The 18963-nt window shown below is 48.8% G+C and carries 8 protein-coding genes; 1 reads left to right on the forward strand and 7 read right to left on the reverse strand.

Annotated features, from left to right (window positions below):
• The first annotated feature begins 485 nt into the window (after window positions 1–485).
• Window positions 486–6014: a vWA domain-containing protein gene (locus tag BUB73_RS08725; RefSeq protein WP_073285062.1), complete on the forward strand. Its 5529-nt coding sequence runs from the start codon at window positions 486–488 to the stop codon at window positions 6012–6014.
• A 4-nt stretch (window positions 6015–6018) separates the two neighbouring features.
• Here the strand turns inward: BUB73_RS08725 and BUB73_RS08730 are convergent, their stop codons facing one another.
• The 7 genes from BUB73_RS08730 to BUB73_RS08760 form a co-directional block, all read right to left on the reverse strand.
• A complete protein-coding gene (locus BUB73_RS08730) occupies window positions 6019–6882 on the reverse strand; it encodes a hypothetical protein (protein ID WP_073161119.1) in 864 nt (287 codons plus the stop codon).
• Window positions 6883–6951: 69 nt separating this feature from the next.
• On the reverse strand, window positions 6952–8523 hold the full coding sequence (locus tag BUB73_RS08735) for a sensor domain-containing diguanylate cyclase (RefSeq protein ID WP_073285063.1): 1572 nt from the start codon (window positions 8521–8523) through the stop codon (window positions 6952–6954).
• A gap of 40 nt (window positions 8524–8563) precedes the next feature.
• Window positions 8564–10261 carry a carbohydrate-binding protein gene (locus BUB73_RS08740; protein ID WP_073285065.1) on the reverse strand — a complete coding sequence of 566 codons (1698 nt, stop codon included), beginning with the start codon at window positions 10259–10261 and terminating at the stop codon, window positions 8564–8566.
• Window positions 10262–10427: 166 nt separating this feature from the next.
• Complete coding sequence (locus BUB73_RS08745; RefSeq protein WP_083539707.1) at window positions 10428–12245, reverse strand: carbohydrate-binding protein; 1818 nt, start codon at window positions 12243–12245, stop codon at window positions 10428–10430.
• Between the two features lie 95 nt (window positions 12246–12340).
• Entirely contained in the window at window positions 12341–13861 is a 1521-nt protein-coding gene (locus tag BUB73_RS08750; RefSeq protein WP_073285117.1) for an extracellular catalytic domain type 1 short-chain-length polyhydroxyalkanoate depolymerase, read from the reverse strand.
• A 205-nt stretch (window positions 13862–14066) separates the two neighbouring features.
• On the reverse strand, window positions 14067–16433 hold the full coding sequence (locus tag BUB73_RS08755; RefSeq protein ID WP_073285067.1) for a beta-xylosidase family glycoside hydrolase: 2367 nt from the start codon (window positions 16431–16433) through the stop codon (window positions 14067–14069).
• 921 nt (window positions 16434–17354) lie between these two features.
• Complete coding sequence (locus tag BUB73_RS08760; RefSeq protein WP_073285068.1) at window positions 17355–18953, reverse strand: sialate O-acetylesterase; 1599 nt, start codon at window positions 18951–18953, stop codon at window positions 17355–17357.
• Window positions 18954–18963: the final 10 nt, after the last annotated feature.

The following is an 18963-nucleotide window of genomic DNA, read 5'->3' on the forward strand; positions in this document are numbered from 1 at the left end:
ATATTTTTTAATTAATTTGATTAAATTTTACCAAATAACTTAATTTCGTATAAAACATTACTATATTATGGACAACTCCAAACTTGAATGACAAGTTTTGTTGTTATCCTCCTAACCCCCTACAAGTCCCGGCATATGCTGGGGCTTGTTTTTTTTAAAATGTTTAAGAATTTTTATAAATGCAGACTTTTTGATAAACAGTCCAAGAGTAAAATTTCCGAAACAAGAACTTAAAACGCCTATTCCAAATAGAATTACTATCCATTTGCACACTCAAAAGTGTGTAAATTTTTTCTTTGTTATAGTTTGCTTAGACATCCCCACGTTCACCCCTACCCCGTAGCATTTCCGTCACATTTTTGTTTTCAAAAAAAAGTTTGCGACCAAGGGCCCTATTTCTAAATTTCGCCTTGTCCGCATAAAAATCTCAAAAATCTCTGAGGTCAACCTTGAGTCTCAAGAATTTTTTCGGGCGTGTCTTAGGAGTGTGTATTATTAGTCTAGCCGCATCTGCTGTTTTTACGGCAGGTGCTTTTGCTGCAGGCTCCACCTACAAGATTTCCGCCACCGCCACAGAATACAACGTCAAGAATAATGGTTTCCTAGGTTCCACCAACTATTCCAACGAAGGGGTCAGACTTATCTTTGTCGCACCCACCACAGGCACCTATACCATCAATTTCCAGACCGACGCCCCCGACAAAGAGTTTAAGATCATAAAGACAGACTCGTCCTACAACGCCAACTTTTTAACCACCTACTTCTATTCCACCTTCAAGGACTCTGTGGCGGTAAATGCTGGCGACAGCCTCTTCTACAAGGTGAACAACTACTGGTACGCCGATACGCTGGAAAACTTCAAAGTCAGCTACAGCACCCTTACGGCCACCACAAAAAATTTGACCGTCACTTCAGCGTCGAAAAATTGCTACACCAGCGGCTCCTCCGGCAAAGTGGTCGTCGGCACAAAGCAGACTTTTTTCGGATACGGGAAAGAGGGGTACCGCCCCGCCGGTTGGAAATACACTTCCGATTCCCTTCGCGCATACGATAACATCACCTATAAGTTTAGCGCCTATTTCTACGGGAACACAAAGCTGGAACTCCAGTGCGAACCCGGCAAAATTTACGACATCACCACCAAGCGTACAGGCTACGACACCGACCGCGATTTTTATGACGTCAAGCCAGAAAACGGCATATGGTTCCGCTACGTCTTCCCAGACACGAACCTCCACGTGATCAAGGGCAGCCCCAAGAGCAGGACCCATTATTTCTACTCATACGAAAACGATTCCACCTTCACGACCTCAAAAGGGAACAGAAGCCTCTACCGCTATTCCTTCGTCCCAGTCAAGGGCAAGAAGGGAGACTCCTGGTATTTCAAAGACAAGCAATCATACTACGATTACAAGGATTCCCTCTTCATCCAGGCAATGGACGCCGCCATTGTCACCACCCAGGGCAAGACCAGGCCCGACACCGTCGGAATCAACGACACCCTTTCTGTATCGGTAAGCGTCAAGGCAGACTCCCAACTGGTCAACTGGTACGTCATATCGGGCAAAGGTACTTTCGCAGACTCCTCCCTCAAAAGTACCCTATTCATACCTTCTACGGCCCAGGCTACTATTGGTTACAAGTTGAAACTGGGCGAGATGTACACCCTGACAAGTAAGCCGACCTCTTACAGCACCCCTAAAAACGGATCCGCCACTAAAGACGGTTATTACGGCATACGTTTCAAGTTCGTCGCCACAGATTCCAGCAATTATACAATCTCGTACAACACCCAAAATACCATACACATACTTTCTTATCAGGACGACAGCCTGTTTTCTCGCAGCAAGAGCAGCACCTACAATTATAACGGCAACGGCCATGCCTTTACCGCCGAAAAGGGGAAAACCTACTACTTCTTGCTGGACCAATATTCAGACCCGGCCGAGACAATAAACGTAAGCGTACAGAAAGCGCTGAAGGTGGATGCAGACATCGACTCCACGCAAGGATACATCTACATCTCCGGCAACCAGAAAAATTACGACTACTCCCACATCAAGGGAGACTCTCTCAGCCTATCCGCTTACAGCCGCAACGACTACATATTCTCCAAGTGGGAAGTGACAAGCGGGCAATGCTCCGTTCTCGACCCCAAGAAAGCTAGCACAAAACTGGTCATCAACAGCGATTGCCGCATAAAGGCCGTCTATAGGCTGGGCCAGGTCTATCCCATCATCGCAACGCCCGTTTCGTACGACTTTAACGATCACAGCTTCAGCAACGCTTCATACAACAAGGAAGTCCGTCTCAAGTTCGTAGCCCCAAAGGCAGGAAAGTACACCATCGCCATATCACGCCCTGTCGTAGATTACAGCGAAAGAGCCCTACAAATCACCCGATACAAATCTTCAGCATTCAGTACTGCAGACACCTTATTCAGCTACGTATCAAGCATCCTGATAGACACACTGAACATGAACGCAGGAGATTCCATTTTCTACTCAGTGAAATCTTATTACAGCAACTATCAGGACGATCCCTTCTGGATCAGCTATTCCCAGAATACAGCCTCCCTGACGATCATCACAGATTCCTTGGGAACAGCCTCCCCCAGCGGTTACTCGTCGGCCTACACAAACGTGGCCTATCCCATCCGAATTTCTTCTTCCAAACACAACCGGTTTGACCACTGGAGAGTCATCAAGGGAAAGGCAACCATCAAAGATTCCCTAAGTAACGGAACCGTGGTCATTATCAGGGATTCCTCCACAATCAAGGCTGTATTCAAGAAAGGCGTCTTCAAGACCTTGTCTACAGTCAAGAAGCATTACGACTTCTATAAGGACTTCTACAGCGAAAGTCTCCGTACTTCTGTCTTGTTCAAGTGGACTCCCACAGACACCTTAAAGCACATGCTGGGTATCGCGTTTGATTCGACTACGTCATACACCATCAATCACTGGGGAACCGATTCCACCTTGAGCAACTCTACGCGATCCTGGGTTGCAGTTGGCAACACTTTCCAAGCCCAAGTTTCAGGAACACCCGGAGTCCCCCTCTATTTTGAAGTTAAGCTGAGCAGCGCATACGGATTCAAAAACCCGGGTTTCACCATCAGCGAACAGACTCCCGTCACAGTTATCGTTTCAGAATCAAGTAACGGCAGAGTCTTCCCTAAAAACGAAATCATAACTTACCCCGGCTTTGACACCTCCTTGACCGCGATTCCCTATGGCGGCTACAAATTCAAGTCCTGGGAACTGGTAACCGGAACAGCCACTTTCGCAAGCAAGGATTCCGCCACCACGAGAATCAAGCCCACTTCCAGACAATGCACCATCCGCCCGAATTTCGAGCTGGACTCCAGTACGGTTACCGCCGTAAGCATCCTGGACATCAACTTGAACGAACATCCGGGCGTTTGCGTTTCCGTATCGGCAAGCGACAGTAAAACAGGGAACCCCATCCAGAACTTGTCCGCAGAAAACTTCGAAATCTTCCAGGATGGCAAAAGTGTTCCCACCCAGGTTTCCACTATGGAGCAGGTGGGAGGCGTTTCCGTGGCCCTGGTCGTTGATGAAAGCGGATCTATGTCGGGAACAAGAATTACCGAAGCCAAGGAATCCATCCGTCAATTCATCTCGGATATGGGCCAATACGATAGAACGGCAATCGTAGGCTTCTCTGGCGGAAGCAATTACAAGGTCCACCAGACCATGACATCGGATAAGGAATTGCTGATGAATGCCGTTGACCGGCTTACAGCATCCGGCGGGACCAACATCAAGACCGGAGCCTATTACGGCGTAGAACAGGTCTTTGGCGAAACCAACCCAACGGCAGTCATCATTTTCTCTGACGGCGATAACGGATCCGAAACCATTTCCAGCGACGAAGTAATCGATTACGCCAAAAGTCTAAATACCACCATCTATTCTGTAGGCATCGGCGGCAACTACGAAGTTCCCCTGAAAGAATTGGCAGAAGCTACTGGAGGCACCTACACTAACGCACCTACCGCAGGACAATTGGCTTCCATCTATTCCGAAGTCAGAACCTCCGTACAGACCCGCTACGTTGTCTGTTACCGAAGCCCCGATATGATTCTTGACGGAGACGTCCATACCGTTTCAGTGAACGTCAAATTCCTGGAAAACGCTTCTCAGAAAACCGCCACCTGGAGTGAAGATTTTACGCCACCCATTATCCGTCTAACGGACTCCACCAAGGCCCTCATCGGCAAAAAGCAAGCCGCAGGCGACTCCATTGTTATCGAGGCTCGCATTACCACCAAGAGCGACGTGGACTACGCCCGAATCTACTTGCGTCATGCAGGCATCCCCCAAGGATCCTTCAGCCCTTATGACATGGAAAATGTTTCTGGCAACTTGTGGCGTTTTGTGGTTAGCGACTCCATGGCCGTGGCTCCGGGAATCAACTTCTACATCATAGCCGCTGACACGACAGGTCTAATGGGCCGCGGCCCTAATGTCAGCAACCCCGCCGCGCAACCCTACACCATTCCCATTGACAACCAGGCACCTTCCGTTTCCATGGTTTACAACTGCGCAGACACTTCTAACGGAAAGGCAACCTTCTCCTTTAACATCCTGGACAATGACGGCATTTACGAAGCCAGACTGTTCTACAAGAATTCCGACATGGTTGTCTTCAACGGCAAAGCCCTTAGTCACCTGGCCGGCGAAAACCGTTGGTCTGTAAAAATTCCGTCAAGTTTATTCCAAGGTGATAGCGTTGAATTCTACCTGAGAGCCACTGACAAGGCTGGCGTTACCACCCGCTGGAAAACCTTCAGGAATTCATTCATCAACGCCTGCGAAGAACCTATTGAAGAGGAAGAGGATATCCCCGAAGAAGATTCCACCCGTGTAGCGGACAAGGCCGAAATATATGATTTGAATCTGGATGGTACCGCAGACTTTATAAAGATCCGTTTCCAGGAAAAGCTTCTGAAAAAGATCGCCGGCATCGACACCTTGTTCTGGAATAGCCCCGATGGAGATTGGCGAAGCGTTACCCAGAACAACGTGGAAATTTCAAGCGATTCCCTTTGGATTACAGCCAATTTGGAGCCCTTCAAATATGGCCTTACCAGCGCAAAGAATTCACCCTACCTGAGAATCCTTCACAAGAAAAGGGGCAAGACGCAGAAACTGAAAATCAGGGACAAGATTGGCGCAGTTGTTGTCAGCGCCCAGAAGCGCCCCGGCGAATTCGCCATAAACAACGACATGGGCGGAATCAACGAAATCTACCCCGACACATTAATCGTCAAACTGTCAGAACCTATCGAAGTAAAAGAAACGACCTCTTCCAAGAAATCAAAAAAATCTGAAGATAGGGAACCTTGGCAAAAACTGTTCCGATATTCAGAAAACTGCGAAGATACAGTTTCCCACCCCATCAATCTGCTGAGCATTCCGAAAAAGGATTCATCGGGATTGGTGTGGACCTTACTTCTGAAAGACCGCGTCGTAAACGTAGGCAACTGCATCATCACAGACCATCAGGCCCCTTATCAGGATGAAGCAGGAAACGCTATGGGCCGCGGAGGCGTAGAGGCTACCGGCACCGACATCGCCACCTATCTTTACAAGATCAGGAGCAACCCCTCTGTCAGCGGCTTAGGCCAACCTGTCGAATGGATTCCCGACGGTCAGGACGAATGGGAAACTCAACCCGATTCTATTTCTAGCGTAGAGGTATGGACAATCGCCCCCTATAAGGTCTCTGTCACCATTTACGATGGAATGGCCCAGGTGCTTGCCACCTTCAACCAGGAATTCGGCTCAAACGGCGAAATGGAAATGGAAAGCCGCAGTAGCAGCGAGCACCGTTACAAGGTTGGATTCATCAGCTGGAACCAGCGTTCGTCAGAAGGACGACTCGCCGGAACCGGAGTCTACACCTGGAGAATCCTGTTCAGATTCGAAGACGGGCATTCCGAACTCCGAGTCTTGAATACAGGCATCAAGCGCAAACAGAAATAGAAAATCAGTTCACCTTAGCCTTGTCTGCTTTTCGGTTCTGGTCACCGATCTTAATGCGAACCGTAAAGCAGTTTTCCAGATTCAGAGCCCTCAGGAATTCATGAAGGATTCTGTATTCATCGCCTGCGGTAAAAGCCTCGAAATTCTTCTGGAAGATATTGAAAGTGTGGGCCACATCGTCTACCAGTTTCTGAGGCACTTCAAACATTTCTACAAAGCTGACACCGTACAGCTTTCTAAACAGGAAGGCGGGCAACACCATTACACTCCTGAACCAGTCCGTAACGACCTGGGATTTCTGGGGCTTGGCATTCTGCTGCTTGATGACGTTTACATAGGTGCGGATTTCCTTGCCCATGGCATTCAGCTGTAAGGGACGGAATTCTTTCATCTGATAGATTTTTGCGTCTGCGATCAAATCCATAGAGGCACAGACAAAGAAGTTGGTAAAGTCGGAATACAACGACTGGGACATGGATTCCAGCACTTCCATCTGAGACTCGGGAACAATCTTTTCTAACTCGCCACGGAACTTACCCACGGCATTCCTGAAATTAGATTCAGTACAGCAGACTTCATGCTCCCTGTTATTCAGAATAGATTCGCGAGCCATCTCAAAGCGGACGACTTCACGCAATTTCTTATACACGTCACCTTCATCGTCAGAAGTTTCCATCTTGACACCATACTTCTTTTCTACAGAGTCGGCCTTCTGCTTGACAAGGGCAGCATAATCCGTCTCGCTACAAATCTTCATAGAAGATGAAATCAACTGCTTGAAAAGTTCATTGTAACGGTCAGCGGACTGACTGTCAACGGGCTTAAAGTTCAGCAATCCTTCCAGGGCGTTATCGAATTCGTTCTGCATATACTTACCAATTTCAAAAAATCCCGGTCAAATGCCGGGAGGCTAATTTAACGATGCCAAATATAGCTTTTAACCGAAACTTTTCATCGCTCTCTTATTTTCGTACATGGCGTCATGGGCACGCTGCACCGCATCAACAAGAGGTTCGTTCGTGTAACAGTTATAGACGGCAAGTCCCTTGGCAATAGAGATGCGATCCCAGGGAGCAGAATCTTCGGAACGGGTAGCAGCCATCTTGCGGTCCATTTCAGCCAGAAGAGCCTCGCGGTTTCTGTAGTCTTCATACTGGAGGACAGCCACAAATTCGTCTCCGCCAACACGGAATACGGGACTATGGCCAAACACCTGGCAAATAATCTGGCAAGCGTTCTGCAAGAGCAAATCACCATGATCATGGCCGCTGCATTCATTTACCTTTTTCAAGTTGTTCACATCAAACGAGACAAAGCCCAATTCCGTAACGGCAAACATGTTCACCTTATTCTGCAGGTCTGCCAAAAAAGTATCAAAGGCCGTTTTATTGCGCACCCCAGTGAGGCCATCCTTAAAGGCCACGCCCCTTACAAAACCCATATACTCCTTCACATACTTTCGGATTGCAGCAAAATTATGGGCAAGATCCTCCACTTCATCATCAGAATGGAATTCCAGCGAAACATCAATATTTCCGGCAACCATTTGATTGGCGGATTCAGTCAGCGCCGTCAGAGGTTCTGTAATAGAGCGGGCCATACGTACAGAAATCAAACCGAAAACAAGAAGGATTATAAAAGTAAAGCCCATAATTTCGGCAACCAGTGCATCGCGCTGCATATTGGTCTCGGAGGCTGGAACTTCTAGCACAAGCACCATCCCATTAGAAAGGACTCTCTTCACGCAGACCCTGCGGAAATTATCAGGAACCCTAGAACCTCTCGACAGAGACGGATGATAAATTACAGTTCCATTCTTGTTTTCCAGGTAGGCATATCCAGACTCAAGGAATGAAATGCTCGCGATTTCTGAAGTCAGATACCCAAAGTCGATATCAACACCAACAACGCCAACTTCCGTTCCGAACTTGACCAAGGGCATCACATAGGATATCATGTAAATATCGACATTCTTATTTTCGTAAGGATCCATCCAGATGGGTTTACCCGAAATAACGGGGACGTAATACCAACCCACATGTTCGATGTCGCTGGGATCGTACTTTGAAAAATCGGTCGGGACCTGCTTCAGGATGTTTCCGTTCTTACTTGTCTTGGCCAGAAAAACCCCAGAAGTGGGAGGCGTAAACTTGGGATTATAACGCAAATACACAGCCACAGCACTATTCACGTTATGGATGGTCGCCCGCATAAAATTCAGGTTGTAATCCGTAAACGCTTGCTGGCGCAAGGTATCCTTCAATTCATCCAAATCATCAAGCCCATCCAACACCACATAAGATACGGTCTTCACATACTGCTCGATATTCTGCAACCTGGCAGAAATGCGGGCTGATTCCCTCTGGCTGATCAACTGCAGATGTTCCTGGGTGTCGTCCTTGACAAAATGACTAGCACACAAAATGCCAAAACCTCCCACGAATACTGCGCAGAGCAGCAATACGGAGAGGTTTAATCTTAGGATTTTGCTATGAATAGACGTCTTCATGGGTTAAAATATAACCAAAACGTCTGTATACAGCCGGCAGCTACTTCACATTAAACTTTACAGCGGGACCATAAGCGGGTTTCGCCACATAAATTCCAGGATTTTTCACAAGCCCGCGAACCTGTTCCGCAATACCCGCAGACAAACCGTACACAGTCCCCACATAATTTCCATTTACGGTAAAGACTGAATAGTTCTGCGGAGTAGCCACGTTAAATTGCAGGCGTGTTCCGACAACCGCATTCGGATCTCCAAGACTGACCCAGTCCACATTGCCGTAAGCACCCGTAAACTGTAGCTTCAGCACATGTTCCCCTTCGGCGATTTCAGACACGGGGAATTCGATTTCGGAATAGGTTACCCAATCTCCGCCCTTGGGAATCTTGACCGTATCGGTCACCGTCTTGTCGTCGATGTACAGGATAAAGCCTGCCCCCTCGAGACCGCTAGCCACTCGGGCAGAACCGACAAGAGAATCATGGGCTCCAACGTTCACAGAATATTCCAGCCATTCACCCACCTGGGTATAGCCCAAGGAATAGCCTTCGCAATCCTTGGTATTCAGGGAGTCGGAGCAGCCAAAGCCAACGATATCCACAGCATCATCCCTATAGACATTTCCCTGGTTTGAAGCATCCTTGTCGTAGAAGGAAACACGGTTTCCGCCCTTGTCATAATTTTCAGCTTCAATTTTTCCGGGCAACGCAATGATTCCGTCAAACGGTTCTTGAACGGCAGGAGTCGTCTCAACAGTATCCGTCCAGGAATACTGCATACGGTCTACGCCAGACTGGTTCACGATTTCAAGTTTGGTATTGGCTCCTTCACCGGAACGGGTTACCATACTGTACCAGTCACCATCGCGGAGGCCAACCCAGTAGAAACTGCCCATCTGCCATTCACGAAGTTGTTCGGACATACCGCGAATGTAGGCCATGAAGTAGTTGGTGGGATTGGGATCGTTGTAATCCATGATCTCGTAATGAACGCCGTTCTTGTCGCCAGGGCCCATAGCGCCACCCCATTCGGTTGCCACGGTGCGGTCGGCGTACTTGCCCACCTTGCCCTTGAAACTGTTCATCCAGCCCTGTTCGGTAGTAATGCTCATGTTCCAGAAGGTGTATTCGTGCACTGCGAAAAGGCATCCATCAAAACGGGAATCGTCGGCGATTTCGGGCACATTCCATGCAAGGCCCGTACCATCCAGCAAAACATGGTCACGAGGAACATCCGGGTAACGAGCCAGCCACTTTGCGTACAGACTACGAAGTTCGTCCTTGGTGTACATGTGGGGTTCGTTGAAAATTTCGAAATAGGCATTGGGATTGTCACCGTATTCCTTGATGACGGTATCCCACATTTTCCACCAGTCATCCATGTTCTTGGGGCCGGCGGGCTGTGCAGGGCCCCAGTAGCCAACGAGCATACGACCGTGAGCCAGAATACCGTCGATAATGCCCTTATAGGAGCTCCAGGCCTTTAAAGCGGTAGGTTCGTTAATAGGAATGCGCAGGCTGTTGATGCCCAGTTTTTCTACGAACTGGCTCATGACGCGGTCGGACAGCGCGTAGGCGGCCTGGTAGTCCTCAGTGCCGGTCATGCCGGAAAGTTTCAGCACATCGGAGACGAAATTGTCACGCTTATCAGCCCAGTTCGTACCGCGGAACTGATTCGTTACCGCAAAGGAGCTAACGGCAAAAACAGCAGCAAATGCTGCAACGGAAACCAATTTCCCCATAATATCCTCTCAATTGCGTCAACCACGACGCACCAACCGTAAACGGAACCACCACAATCCTGTTTACAAGTCTAAAGATATTTTTCACAGCGGTAAAAAACGCAAACAAAAAAAAAGTTCCTTTGACATTTTGTCAAAGGAACCAAAATCAATCTGACTTGTTTTTTTAGCGAAGCAGATACATGCCGTTGGAACGCTTCTTTGTTTCGCGGCCCAGATTTCGGCCCGTCAGAGAATAGGCGTTACGTTCGCCCTTCACAAGACCGGCAGAACGGCTCTGAGCCACCTTCTTACCAATGCGAGCTGTACCACTACCCTCGAACTGAACATAGTCAATATCCATCCAGTCACTAGTAACAGTAAAGCGGAGAATGTGTTCGCCCTTGGTCAAGTTCACCTTCTTTTCAACCAGGTTGTAGTCATCGTAATTATCATCGCCTTCACCCTTGGGCACGGAGATTTCTTCGGTAATGTCAGTACCGTCTACAGAGAACTTGAAGCTGGAAGTTTCGTTGGCAGAAGCCACATAGGCGCCCAAAGTGTATTCACCTGTTTCGGCAACATCAACTGTATATTCGAGCCAATCACCCTTCTGGTTGTAACCAATTACAATGCGGCCGTCAGTCTTTTCATAAATGTCTACGGGAGTTCCCTTACGGTAATCGCTGTTGCCCTGATTTTCGGAATCGCCATCGCTATAGGAAACGTTACCCTGGCCGATACCGCTAACGTCAAAATCTTCCATTTCGATCTTGCCGGGGATTGCAAAGGCCTTGCCCTTGAACGGTTCGCGGGGAACGGGTTCAAGAATCAAGCGGAGCAATACAGAACCGTGGGCAGGAACTTCAACAGAGACATGGTTCAGCTTGCCCAAATCCTTCTTCTGCCAGGCATCGCGAACTTCCACTTCACCAGTTACACCGATATCTGCGAAATCGCATTCGATAGTCTGGGTAGAGGTATTGTCATTCAGGAGAGCTACAGCGAGGTCACCATTGCGCAAGGGCTTGGTCCAGACCTGCTTACCATCTACATTAGAAATTCGATGTCCCTGCACGCCCAGGGAATCCTGGTTAATGGCAATCATATCCTTGTTCAGGTAAAGCTCCTTCACCTGGTCGCTCATCTTGCGGACATCGGAACTGATCATGATGGGAGCCGCCATAATGGACCACATGGTCATCTGGGACTTCTGTTCTTCATAAGTCAGGTTTCTGTTATCCACTTCGAGCATGTCCGGGTCATTCCAGTTACCCGGCTTTGCAATCTTCCAGTACTTGTCATTGGCATCGATAATTTCGTAAACGCCGCGGTACCAGGAGGTAGATCTCCATTCGGGGCCAATATCGAAAGTGGTACGCCACAGATGGGCGATTTTCGGCATCCAGTCCTTATATTCCCAGGCGCAAATGCTGAACACGATGTCGCGGCCGGAATTGCGGAGAGCCTTGGACATACGGGTGTAATCTTCTTCCTGGTTGGAGCCGGGAGCCGGGTCGCAGTTATCGTACTTCAGGTAGTCAACGCCCCATTCGGCAAACTTCTTGGCATCCTGTTCTTCGTGCATGTAGGAGCCGTTTTCGCTTACCCAGTTGCTGTTGTAATGATGGCAGGTACGTTTACCGCGGTCGCCATACACGCCGAACTTCAGGCCCTTCTTATGAATGTAATCGGCCAGAGCCTTCATGCCACTGGGGAAAGTCTTGGGATGGTTCTGGAGGTCGCCATTGGCGTCGCGCTTGGTGTCCATCCAGTTGTCGTCCAGATTCAGGTAGATATAGCCAGCATCGCGAAGGCCAGAAGAAACCATGGCGTCGGCCACTTCCTTGATCTGGGTTTCGTTGATGTTTTCGTGGAATACGTTCCAGCTGTTCCAGCCCAGAGGGGGCGTAAGCACCAGACTATCTGGGTGGGCATTTGCAGTAACGGCAGCTACAGCCATAGCGGCTGCAGCAAGACCCATCTGTTTCTTCAAACCGAACATCTTTTCACTCCTGTTTAATTCGGTATTAAACTATCCACTTCTGTCACTGAAAACACCAACCTACCAGAATATTTCATGGACATTTTGTCTAGATATTATCGACCAACCTGAATCGATTTCACAGAACTTCCTGAACGAACCATATACACGCCAGATTTTTTTACCAGCGAAAGTACATTCGATTTCATTTCATTGAAATTCAAGGCATCAATCTTTCCAAGGTAGGCACCAGATAAACCGTAGACTTCATAAGTTCGTAAAACATTACGATCCAAATTCAACGCATGCACAGCGGTTTCGCAGCAGGGAACCATGGGCACATCATTTTCATCAACCTTTTCAATGGAAACATTATCCAGCATAAGGGTTCCCGTAGATGTCGCCGCATTAAAGCTTAGGCGGGCATTGGTGTCCGTCGCAGCGGTCATCTGGAAATAGAATGAAAGGGGCTGCATGGAAGTACTAACGTCAAAATTCTGGACCGCGGTCAAATAGCTATCCCAAGGATCTTCGTGCTGTTCCACGTTCACTTCAAGAACACGATCTGCATCGGCACCGGCCTCAAAACTGACCTTGTACCATTCACCCTGTTCAAGATGAAGATTGTGCTGGATCAGCTGCACGGTATAAGGCTGCGACCCGACAGCGGAAATATCAAGAACATACTTGCCATCCTTCACAGAACCAACGGACTTACCATCGCCATGATTCTGGAGGGTCCATGCATTCGCAGTAGAATCGAAACCACCATTATAAATGCTGTCGCGGTTGGTGGGTTCAACAAAAGGAGGTACGGCAGGCGTTTCCGCTACCGCTCCGTCGAGAGAGAAGCGCTTTACAAAATTCCAGATTTCGTCAGAGGTATTGACGCTGGCCAAATCCATGGAATACCAATGGCCCTTATCCTTAATGGAAATCAGACGGATATCGCTATTTTCCTTACAGCCGCTCCATTTTTCCATGGAGGCTGCAGAAGTGGTTTTGCCAACTGGATATTGGGAAATCTTTTCGGAGTTGGAGGAACAGCCTTCGTATTCCACCCAACGCTTCAAATAGGAAACAGCGCTGTTGTAGTTCACCGTAGGATCCGTCGTGCCGTGAGTATGCAGAATCGGCATCATGCGCTTGCTGGCGGGAGCGGGATTTCCAACCGGGTAGCCGGACACGGGAGCAATTGCAGCAATCTGGTCGCTCATCTTGTTAGCAGCGTGATAGCTCATCATGCCGCCCATGGAGAAGCCTGAAACATATACGCGTTTCTTATCAATTCCGTATTTCGTATACATTTCATTGATGATTGCTTTCAGGAAGTTCACATCCTTGTCGCCAGAAATATCCCAGGACTTATTTTCGCCATTAGGGAACACCACCACAAATCGGGCGGTATCCGCGATTTCTTCCCACTTAGCCGCATCATGCTGGTAGGGGGCATCCTGATTCATGCCATGCATCTGAATAATCAGGGGGCGATCTTTTTCGATATTAGCGGGTGCGTAAACCAGCATATTACGGTTCGCACCATTCACATTGATATTCTGAGAAGGAATCCCAAAGGAACTTCCCATAAATACAGTCAACGCAGCAAATGCTGCGACAAAGAACTTTTTGCCAGACATCCACATCCTCATTTTTAAGGTTAGCGGACACCACTCCGCGAACCCACCTTAAAACTATATGGGTTGTAAGCAAAAAGAAAACATCAAACCATAACAACTATGGATAAAAAGTCCATGACAAAACAAGCAAAAAAAAACGGCACCCGACGTAAATCAGGTACCGCTTTAGTGTATGGGATGTGTTATGAAAGATCGTTTGTAAAATTTACTTGGTCACGGAAATCTTGTGAACCAGGCCACCACGGACTGGCTTTACGATATACATGCCGCTCTGCTTTACAAAATCGCGGGTAACGTTCACGATATCGGCGCCATTGCTGTTCACGATTCCCAGCAAGTTTCCGTTCAGGTTAAACACGCGGTAGTTCTGCTGACCGCCAACCACCATGCGAATGTCCCTGATGGAGGTGGTGCCAATAGGAGCGGGATCCGTTGCGTCCTTACCTTCGGCAAAGTTAAAGTAGTCAATGTCGAACCAGTCTGCGGTGGCGGTAAAGCGCAGGATATGTTCACCGGCAGGCAGGACCACATTGGCATTCACCTTGTTGTAATCATCAAAGTTCTGTTCTTCGCTATCACCGTCTTTCTTTGCAGCAGGAACAGCGATGTCTTCAGTAAGATCCTTACCATCCAGAGAAAGCTTGAAGCTGGAGCCACCATCGGAAGCGACTGCGGCAAACAAAGTATAGTCACCAGCCTTTGTAACATTGATGGTATATTCCAGCCATTCATCCTTCTGGATATAGCCAACCACAATGCGGTCGCCAGATTTCTTGTACAGATCTACGCCAGTATCCTTACGGTAATCGGAGCATTCGCTAACCTTGTCACCAGTGCAGGCACGATTTTCGGAATCCTTGTCGCTGTAAGACGGACCGCCCTTGCCCTTACCCGGATCGTCAAAGTCTTCAGCTTCGATCTGGCCAGGAAGTGCCCACGGAGTCTGGGTTGCATTGTGTGCCGTCTGGGGAATAGGTTCTGCGCCGGCACCATCCAGGTAGATTTCATCATTTGCGTCTACACCAATCTTGAACCAGTCAAAGTCAACAGATCCGCCAGCGGTTTTTGTTGCCCAGTTGAACAAGCCAAAACGATTACCCACGAACATGTGCAAATCGAAGCTCAAGCTTACATTAGTACCGATCTTCTTCCAAGAACTGCCATCTTCGCTGTAGTAGAAGGAGGCTGTGCCCTTATCGATAGGAATGTCAAAATCGACGCGGAGGTAAACCTTGGAGCCAGAAAGATTTTCAGAAGCCTCGCGCTTTTCACCATCCTTGGTGCCGCTGTACATGACAACCTTATAGCTGCCACTTTCCTTCGTAATGGCCACCATGCCCTTGTTGTCCTGCCAAGCAGCAAGACCGGCAACATCGCCATCATTCATATTAGAGCCATCCACCAAGGTACGGCCAACGCACTTGGGGCCAAAGGTACGCTGAGTCAGCATATTCTTGACGCTGGTAATGCGGGCATCGGTACGGCCAGTGGTAATGCGGAGCTTGCCATCAGCCAGTTTCCACTTGGAGTTATCCGGATTGTGGTTCCACTGCCATTCCAGCGGAAGTTCGTCGCCATCAAAGTCATCGGAAGTGACCATGCCGTAACCCGGTTCCACTTCGCTAGGCAAATCCAAAGTTGCGGGAGCCTTCTTGGAACCGCCTTCAGGTTCCGGCCAACCATCCTTCCACACCGTGGGAACCAGGTGAGAAATACGGCCAATAGGACCAGAATCGCGGAACAGGAGCGCATACCACTTGCCATCGGGAGTATCAAAAATACCGCCCTGGGCTACGCCATTATCCTGCAAGAAGATTCGGCCGGTAAAGCCATCCAAAAGGTTCTTGGAACGATAAACAATTTCAGTACGGCAAGCGCCTGCGGGCCAAGAAATAGTAAACAGGTAGTATTCACCGTTCACCTTTTCCATGTGAGAGCCTTCCTGCTGCACATAGTAATCGCGATCGCCCTTGCCGGTAATCTTGTTGACACTAACGCCACCAACCTTGCCGCTCTTGCCGCCAGCCTTTACGCCAGACGCATCGTCGTTCAGCTGCACATAGCTAATCTGATCGCCAGAACCGTAGAAAACCCAGGCCGTGCCGTCATCATCGAAGAACAGAGAGGGATCGTGATAGAAGGGCAGCTGGACTTCGCTCCAGGGGCCGCCTTCGATATCCTTGGTCTTGTAAAGGTGAGTCTTGTTGGTGGTATAAGACGGAGTCAGGACGTAATAGTAACCGTCCTTCTCTCGATAGCGGATGCTAGAAGCCCAGGAGCCCTTACCATAGGCATCCTTACCGCCGTTCAAATTCATGTTGTCGTTATTGGTCAGGGTTTCGTACACATAACCAATAGTGCGCCACTGAGCCAAATCGGTGCTCTTGAAAATGGGAATGCCCGGAGCGTAATGCATGGTGGTCGTCACCATGTAGTAGTTGCCCTCGACGCGTACAATGGAAGGGTCCGGAGAATCGGACCAGATCACCGGATTATTAACAGTGACGGCAAAGGCGCCAACTGCAGAACCGAGCAAAGCTGCTCCGGCAAAAAACTTCTTTAACAATCCCATATCAATCTCCTCAGCAGGCCACACCAACAACCTGCGGTTTTCATGACTATAAATTACCTCTGTCCAAGGACAAAAAACATGCCTAGACAAAAGCTTTTATTGACATTTTATCAATGGGGGGACGTTATAAACGTCTGACTGTTTTCTATAGGTACTGCTTTGCGGGGAGAGGGCCCGCACTCGGAGTTACGAAGGCCGTCAGCCCTCTCCCCCGCACCCCTTTCCCGCCCGGCCACGTGAAAGCAGATTAGAACGTTATTGCACAAAAGGAACGTCTTTTTCACTCCTCACTAAAACATTTTTTCAATGGGGGGGGACGTTATAAACGTCTGATTGTTTTCAGTAGGTACTGCTTTGCGGGGAGAGGGCCCGCACTCGGAGTTACGAAGGCAGTCAGCCCTCTCCCCCGCACCCCTTTCCCGCCCGGCCACGTGAAAGCAGATTAGAACGTTATTGCATAAAAGGAACGTCTTTTTCACTCCTCACTAAAACATTTTTTCAATGGGGGGACGTTATAAACGTCTGACTGTTTTCAGTAGGTTCTGCTTTGCGGGGAGAGGGCCCGCACTCGGAGTTACGAAGGCCGTCAGCCCTCTCCCCCGCACCCCTTTCCCGCCCGGCCACGTGAAAGCAGATTAGAACGTTATTGCATAAAAGGAACGTCTTTTTCACTCCTCACTAAAACATTTTATCAATGGGGGGACGTTATAAACGTCTGATTGTTTTCTATAGGTTCTGCTTTGCGGGGAGAGGGTGTGATGCATCAAAAAAAGAAAGGGTCCGCGAACGGACCCTTTCCCCTCTAACCACCAAAATTTCGTTTTATCCGTAAATCAGACCAAGCGCTACTGCTACAATGCCGCAGACAACAATCTGTTTTACGATGGAAATTTCGTGAGCGCCCATAAATCTTCCTTGGTGTTATTTTTCAACTCGCATAATGAAGTTCTTTTCGCCGGGGACACTGACCAGGTAAACGCCCTGCTTCTTGGTAGCAGACTTGCTTACGCGATTGCCCTGCATATCGAAGTACTGGGCCTTGGACATATCCACCTGCTGATTGGACTTCACACCCAAACGGATTGCCGTGGGATCTTCTTCAGAACCGCCCACCTTGACAAATTCCACATAGTCGATGTCAATCCAGTCGTTGGTGATTTCCAGTTTCAGCTCATGTTCACCAGCGGTGAGAGTTGCGGTGCCGCCCTTCACAGTCGTGTAGCTTTCTTCGCTAAAGCCCAAGCCCTCGTTGACCATTTCAGTACCGATCTGCTTTTCATCCATGTAGAGGACAAAGCTGCCAGTGCTGTTTTCGCCAGCGATTCTTGCAGAAATTTCGTATTCACCATCAGCAGCCACGTTCACGGTATACTTGAGCCATTCGCCCTTCTGGCAATGACCGATAGCCATACCCTTATCCGGCTGGTAAATATCCACGTCATCCTTACGGAGCTTGCCACCTTCGTTGCCCTTGCTCAAGTCATAGTAAGCTTTTCCGGCGCCGCCCTTGTTGTAGTTTTCGGCCTGAAGCTTACCCGGAATTTCAATAGGATCTGCATAGGGGCCATATTCTTCAGGGGGTTCATCAGCCACTGTAGACTTGCTGGGGTCAACCAGATCCACGGCGGGTGCGTTGGGGTCAATAGTCTTGTCGATCAGCTTCAGCATTTCGGAGCAGTAACGCTTGCCCAGTTCAATGACACCTTCGCGTCCGAAATGGTAAACATCCTTGCCGTTACCCTTCAAGCCCTTGGAAGACGCCAAACCAAACTTCTTGAAGTTGTTCTTCAGCAGAGCAATGCCGCCGTTCTTGCTGGAACAGCAGTTGTTACCTTCCTGGAGCAATTCACCAGCCACGAAAGGAACTTCGTTTTCGTCCAGATCGAGAGCGTCGATAATGTCCTTGTAGGTCTTGTAAACAGTCTTACGCCAGTTATCATCAGTACCGTCAGATTCACCCTGATGGAAGATGAACCCCTTGATGACACCCACTTCCTTGGCCTTCTTGGCAAGTTCCAGAATACGTCCCGGAGGATTGTTGTCGTAATCCTTGGGCCAGCCCCAAGACTTAATGTCCTTACCATCGCCGTTAAAATAAGCCTGATACTGATCCTTGTCAAATGCGCGGATACTGACAGCACCGATAGCCACAGGAATAATGCCCACGGTCACACCCGGCAGGGAGTCCACCATGGCGCGGCCAAAGTAGTCAGCGGGGGAAAGCTGTTCAAACGCGTGGAACATGGGGGGAATTGCCGGATACCATTCTCCGGTCTTGATAGACTGGGTTGTGGAACCAGTACGGCTGCTGGCATTTGCCGTGTGAGAAGCCAGCATAATAAAGTTCTTGGGTTCCTGAGCCTGATCCACAGACGGAACGATTTCACCGTTACCCGACATATTGGACTGGCCATAGGCAATATAAATATGGAAATTCGGATTGGGTGCAGCAAAAGCACAACCGGCAACAGCCAATACACCCAGCGCCGCCTTCATAAATTTAGACTTAATTGTATTCATAACACTCCTC

The sequence above is a fragment of the Fibrobacter sp. UWH6 genome, from assembly GCF_900142465.1.
GTDB lineage: Bacteria > Fibrobacterota > Fibrobacteria > Fibrobacterales > Fibrobacteraceae > Fibrobacter.

Bases quoted from the DNA above. Each gene is read 5' to 3' on its own strand.
- BUB73_RS08760 (WP_073285068.1), bottom strand. From the start codon at position 18,953: ATGAATACAATTAAGTCTAAATTTATGAAGGCGGCGCTGGGTGTATTG.
- BUB73_RS08735 (WP_073285063.1), bottom strand. From the start codon at position 8,523: ATGAAGACGTCTATTCATAGCAAAATCCTAAGATTAAACCTCTCCGTA.
- BUB73_RS08750 (WP_073285117.1), bottom strand. From the start codon at position 13,861: ATGTCTGGCAAAAAGTTCTTTGTCGCAGCATTTGCTGCGTTGACTGTA.
- BUB73_RS08745 (WP_083539707.1), bottom strand. From the start codon at position 12,245: ATGTTCGGTTTGAAGAAACAGATGGGTCTTGCTGCAGCCGCTATGGCT.
- BUB73_RS08755 (WP_073285067.1), bottom strand. From the start codon at position 16,433: ATGGGATTGTTAAAGAAGTTTTTTGCCGGAGCAGCTTTGCTCGGTTCT.
- BUB73_RS08730 (WP_073161119.1), bottom strand. From the start codon at position 6,882: ATGCAGAACGAATTCGATAACGCCCTGGAAGGATTGCTGAACTTTAAG.
- BUB73_RS08740 (WP_073285065.1), bottom strand. From the start codon at position 10,261: ATGGGGAAATTGGTTTCCGTTGCAGCATTTGCTGCTGTTTTTGCCGTT.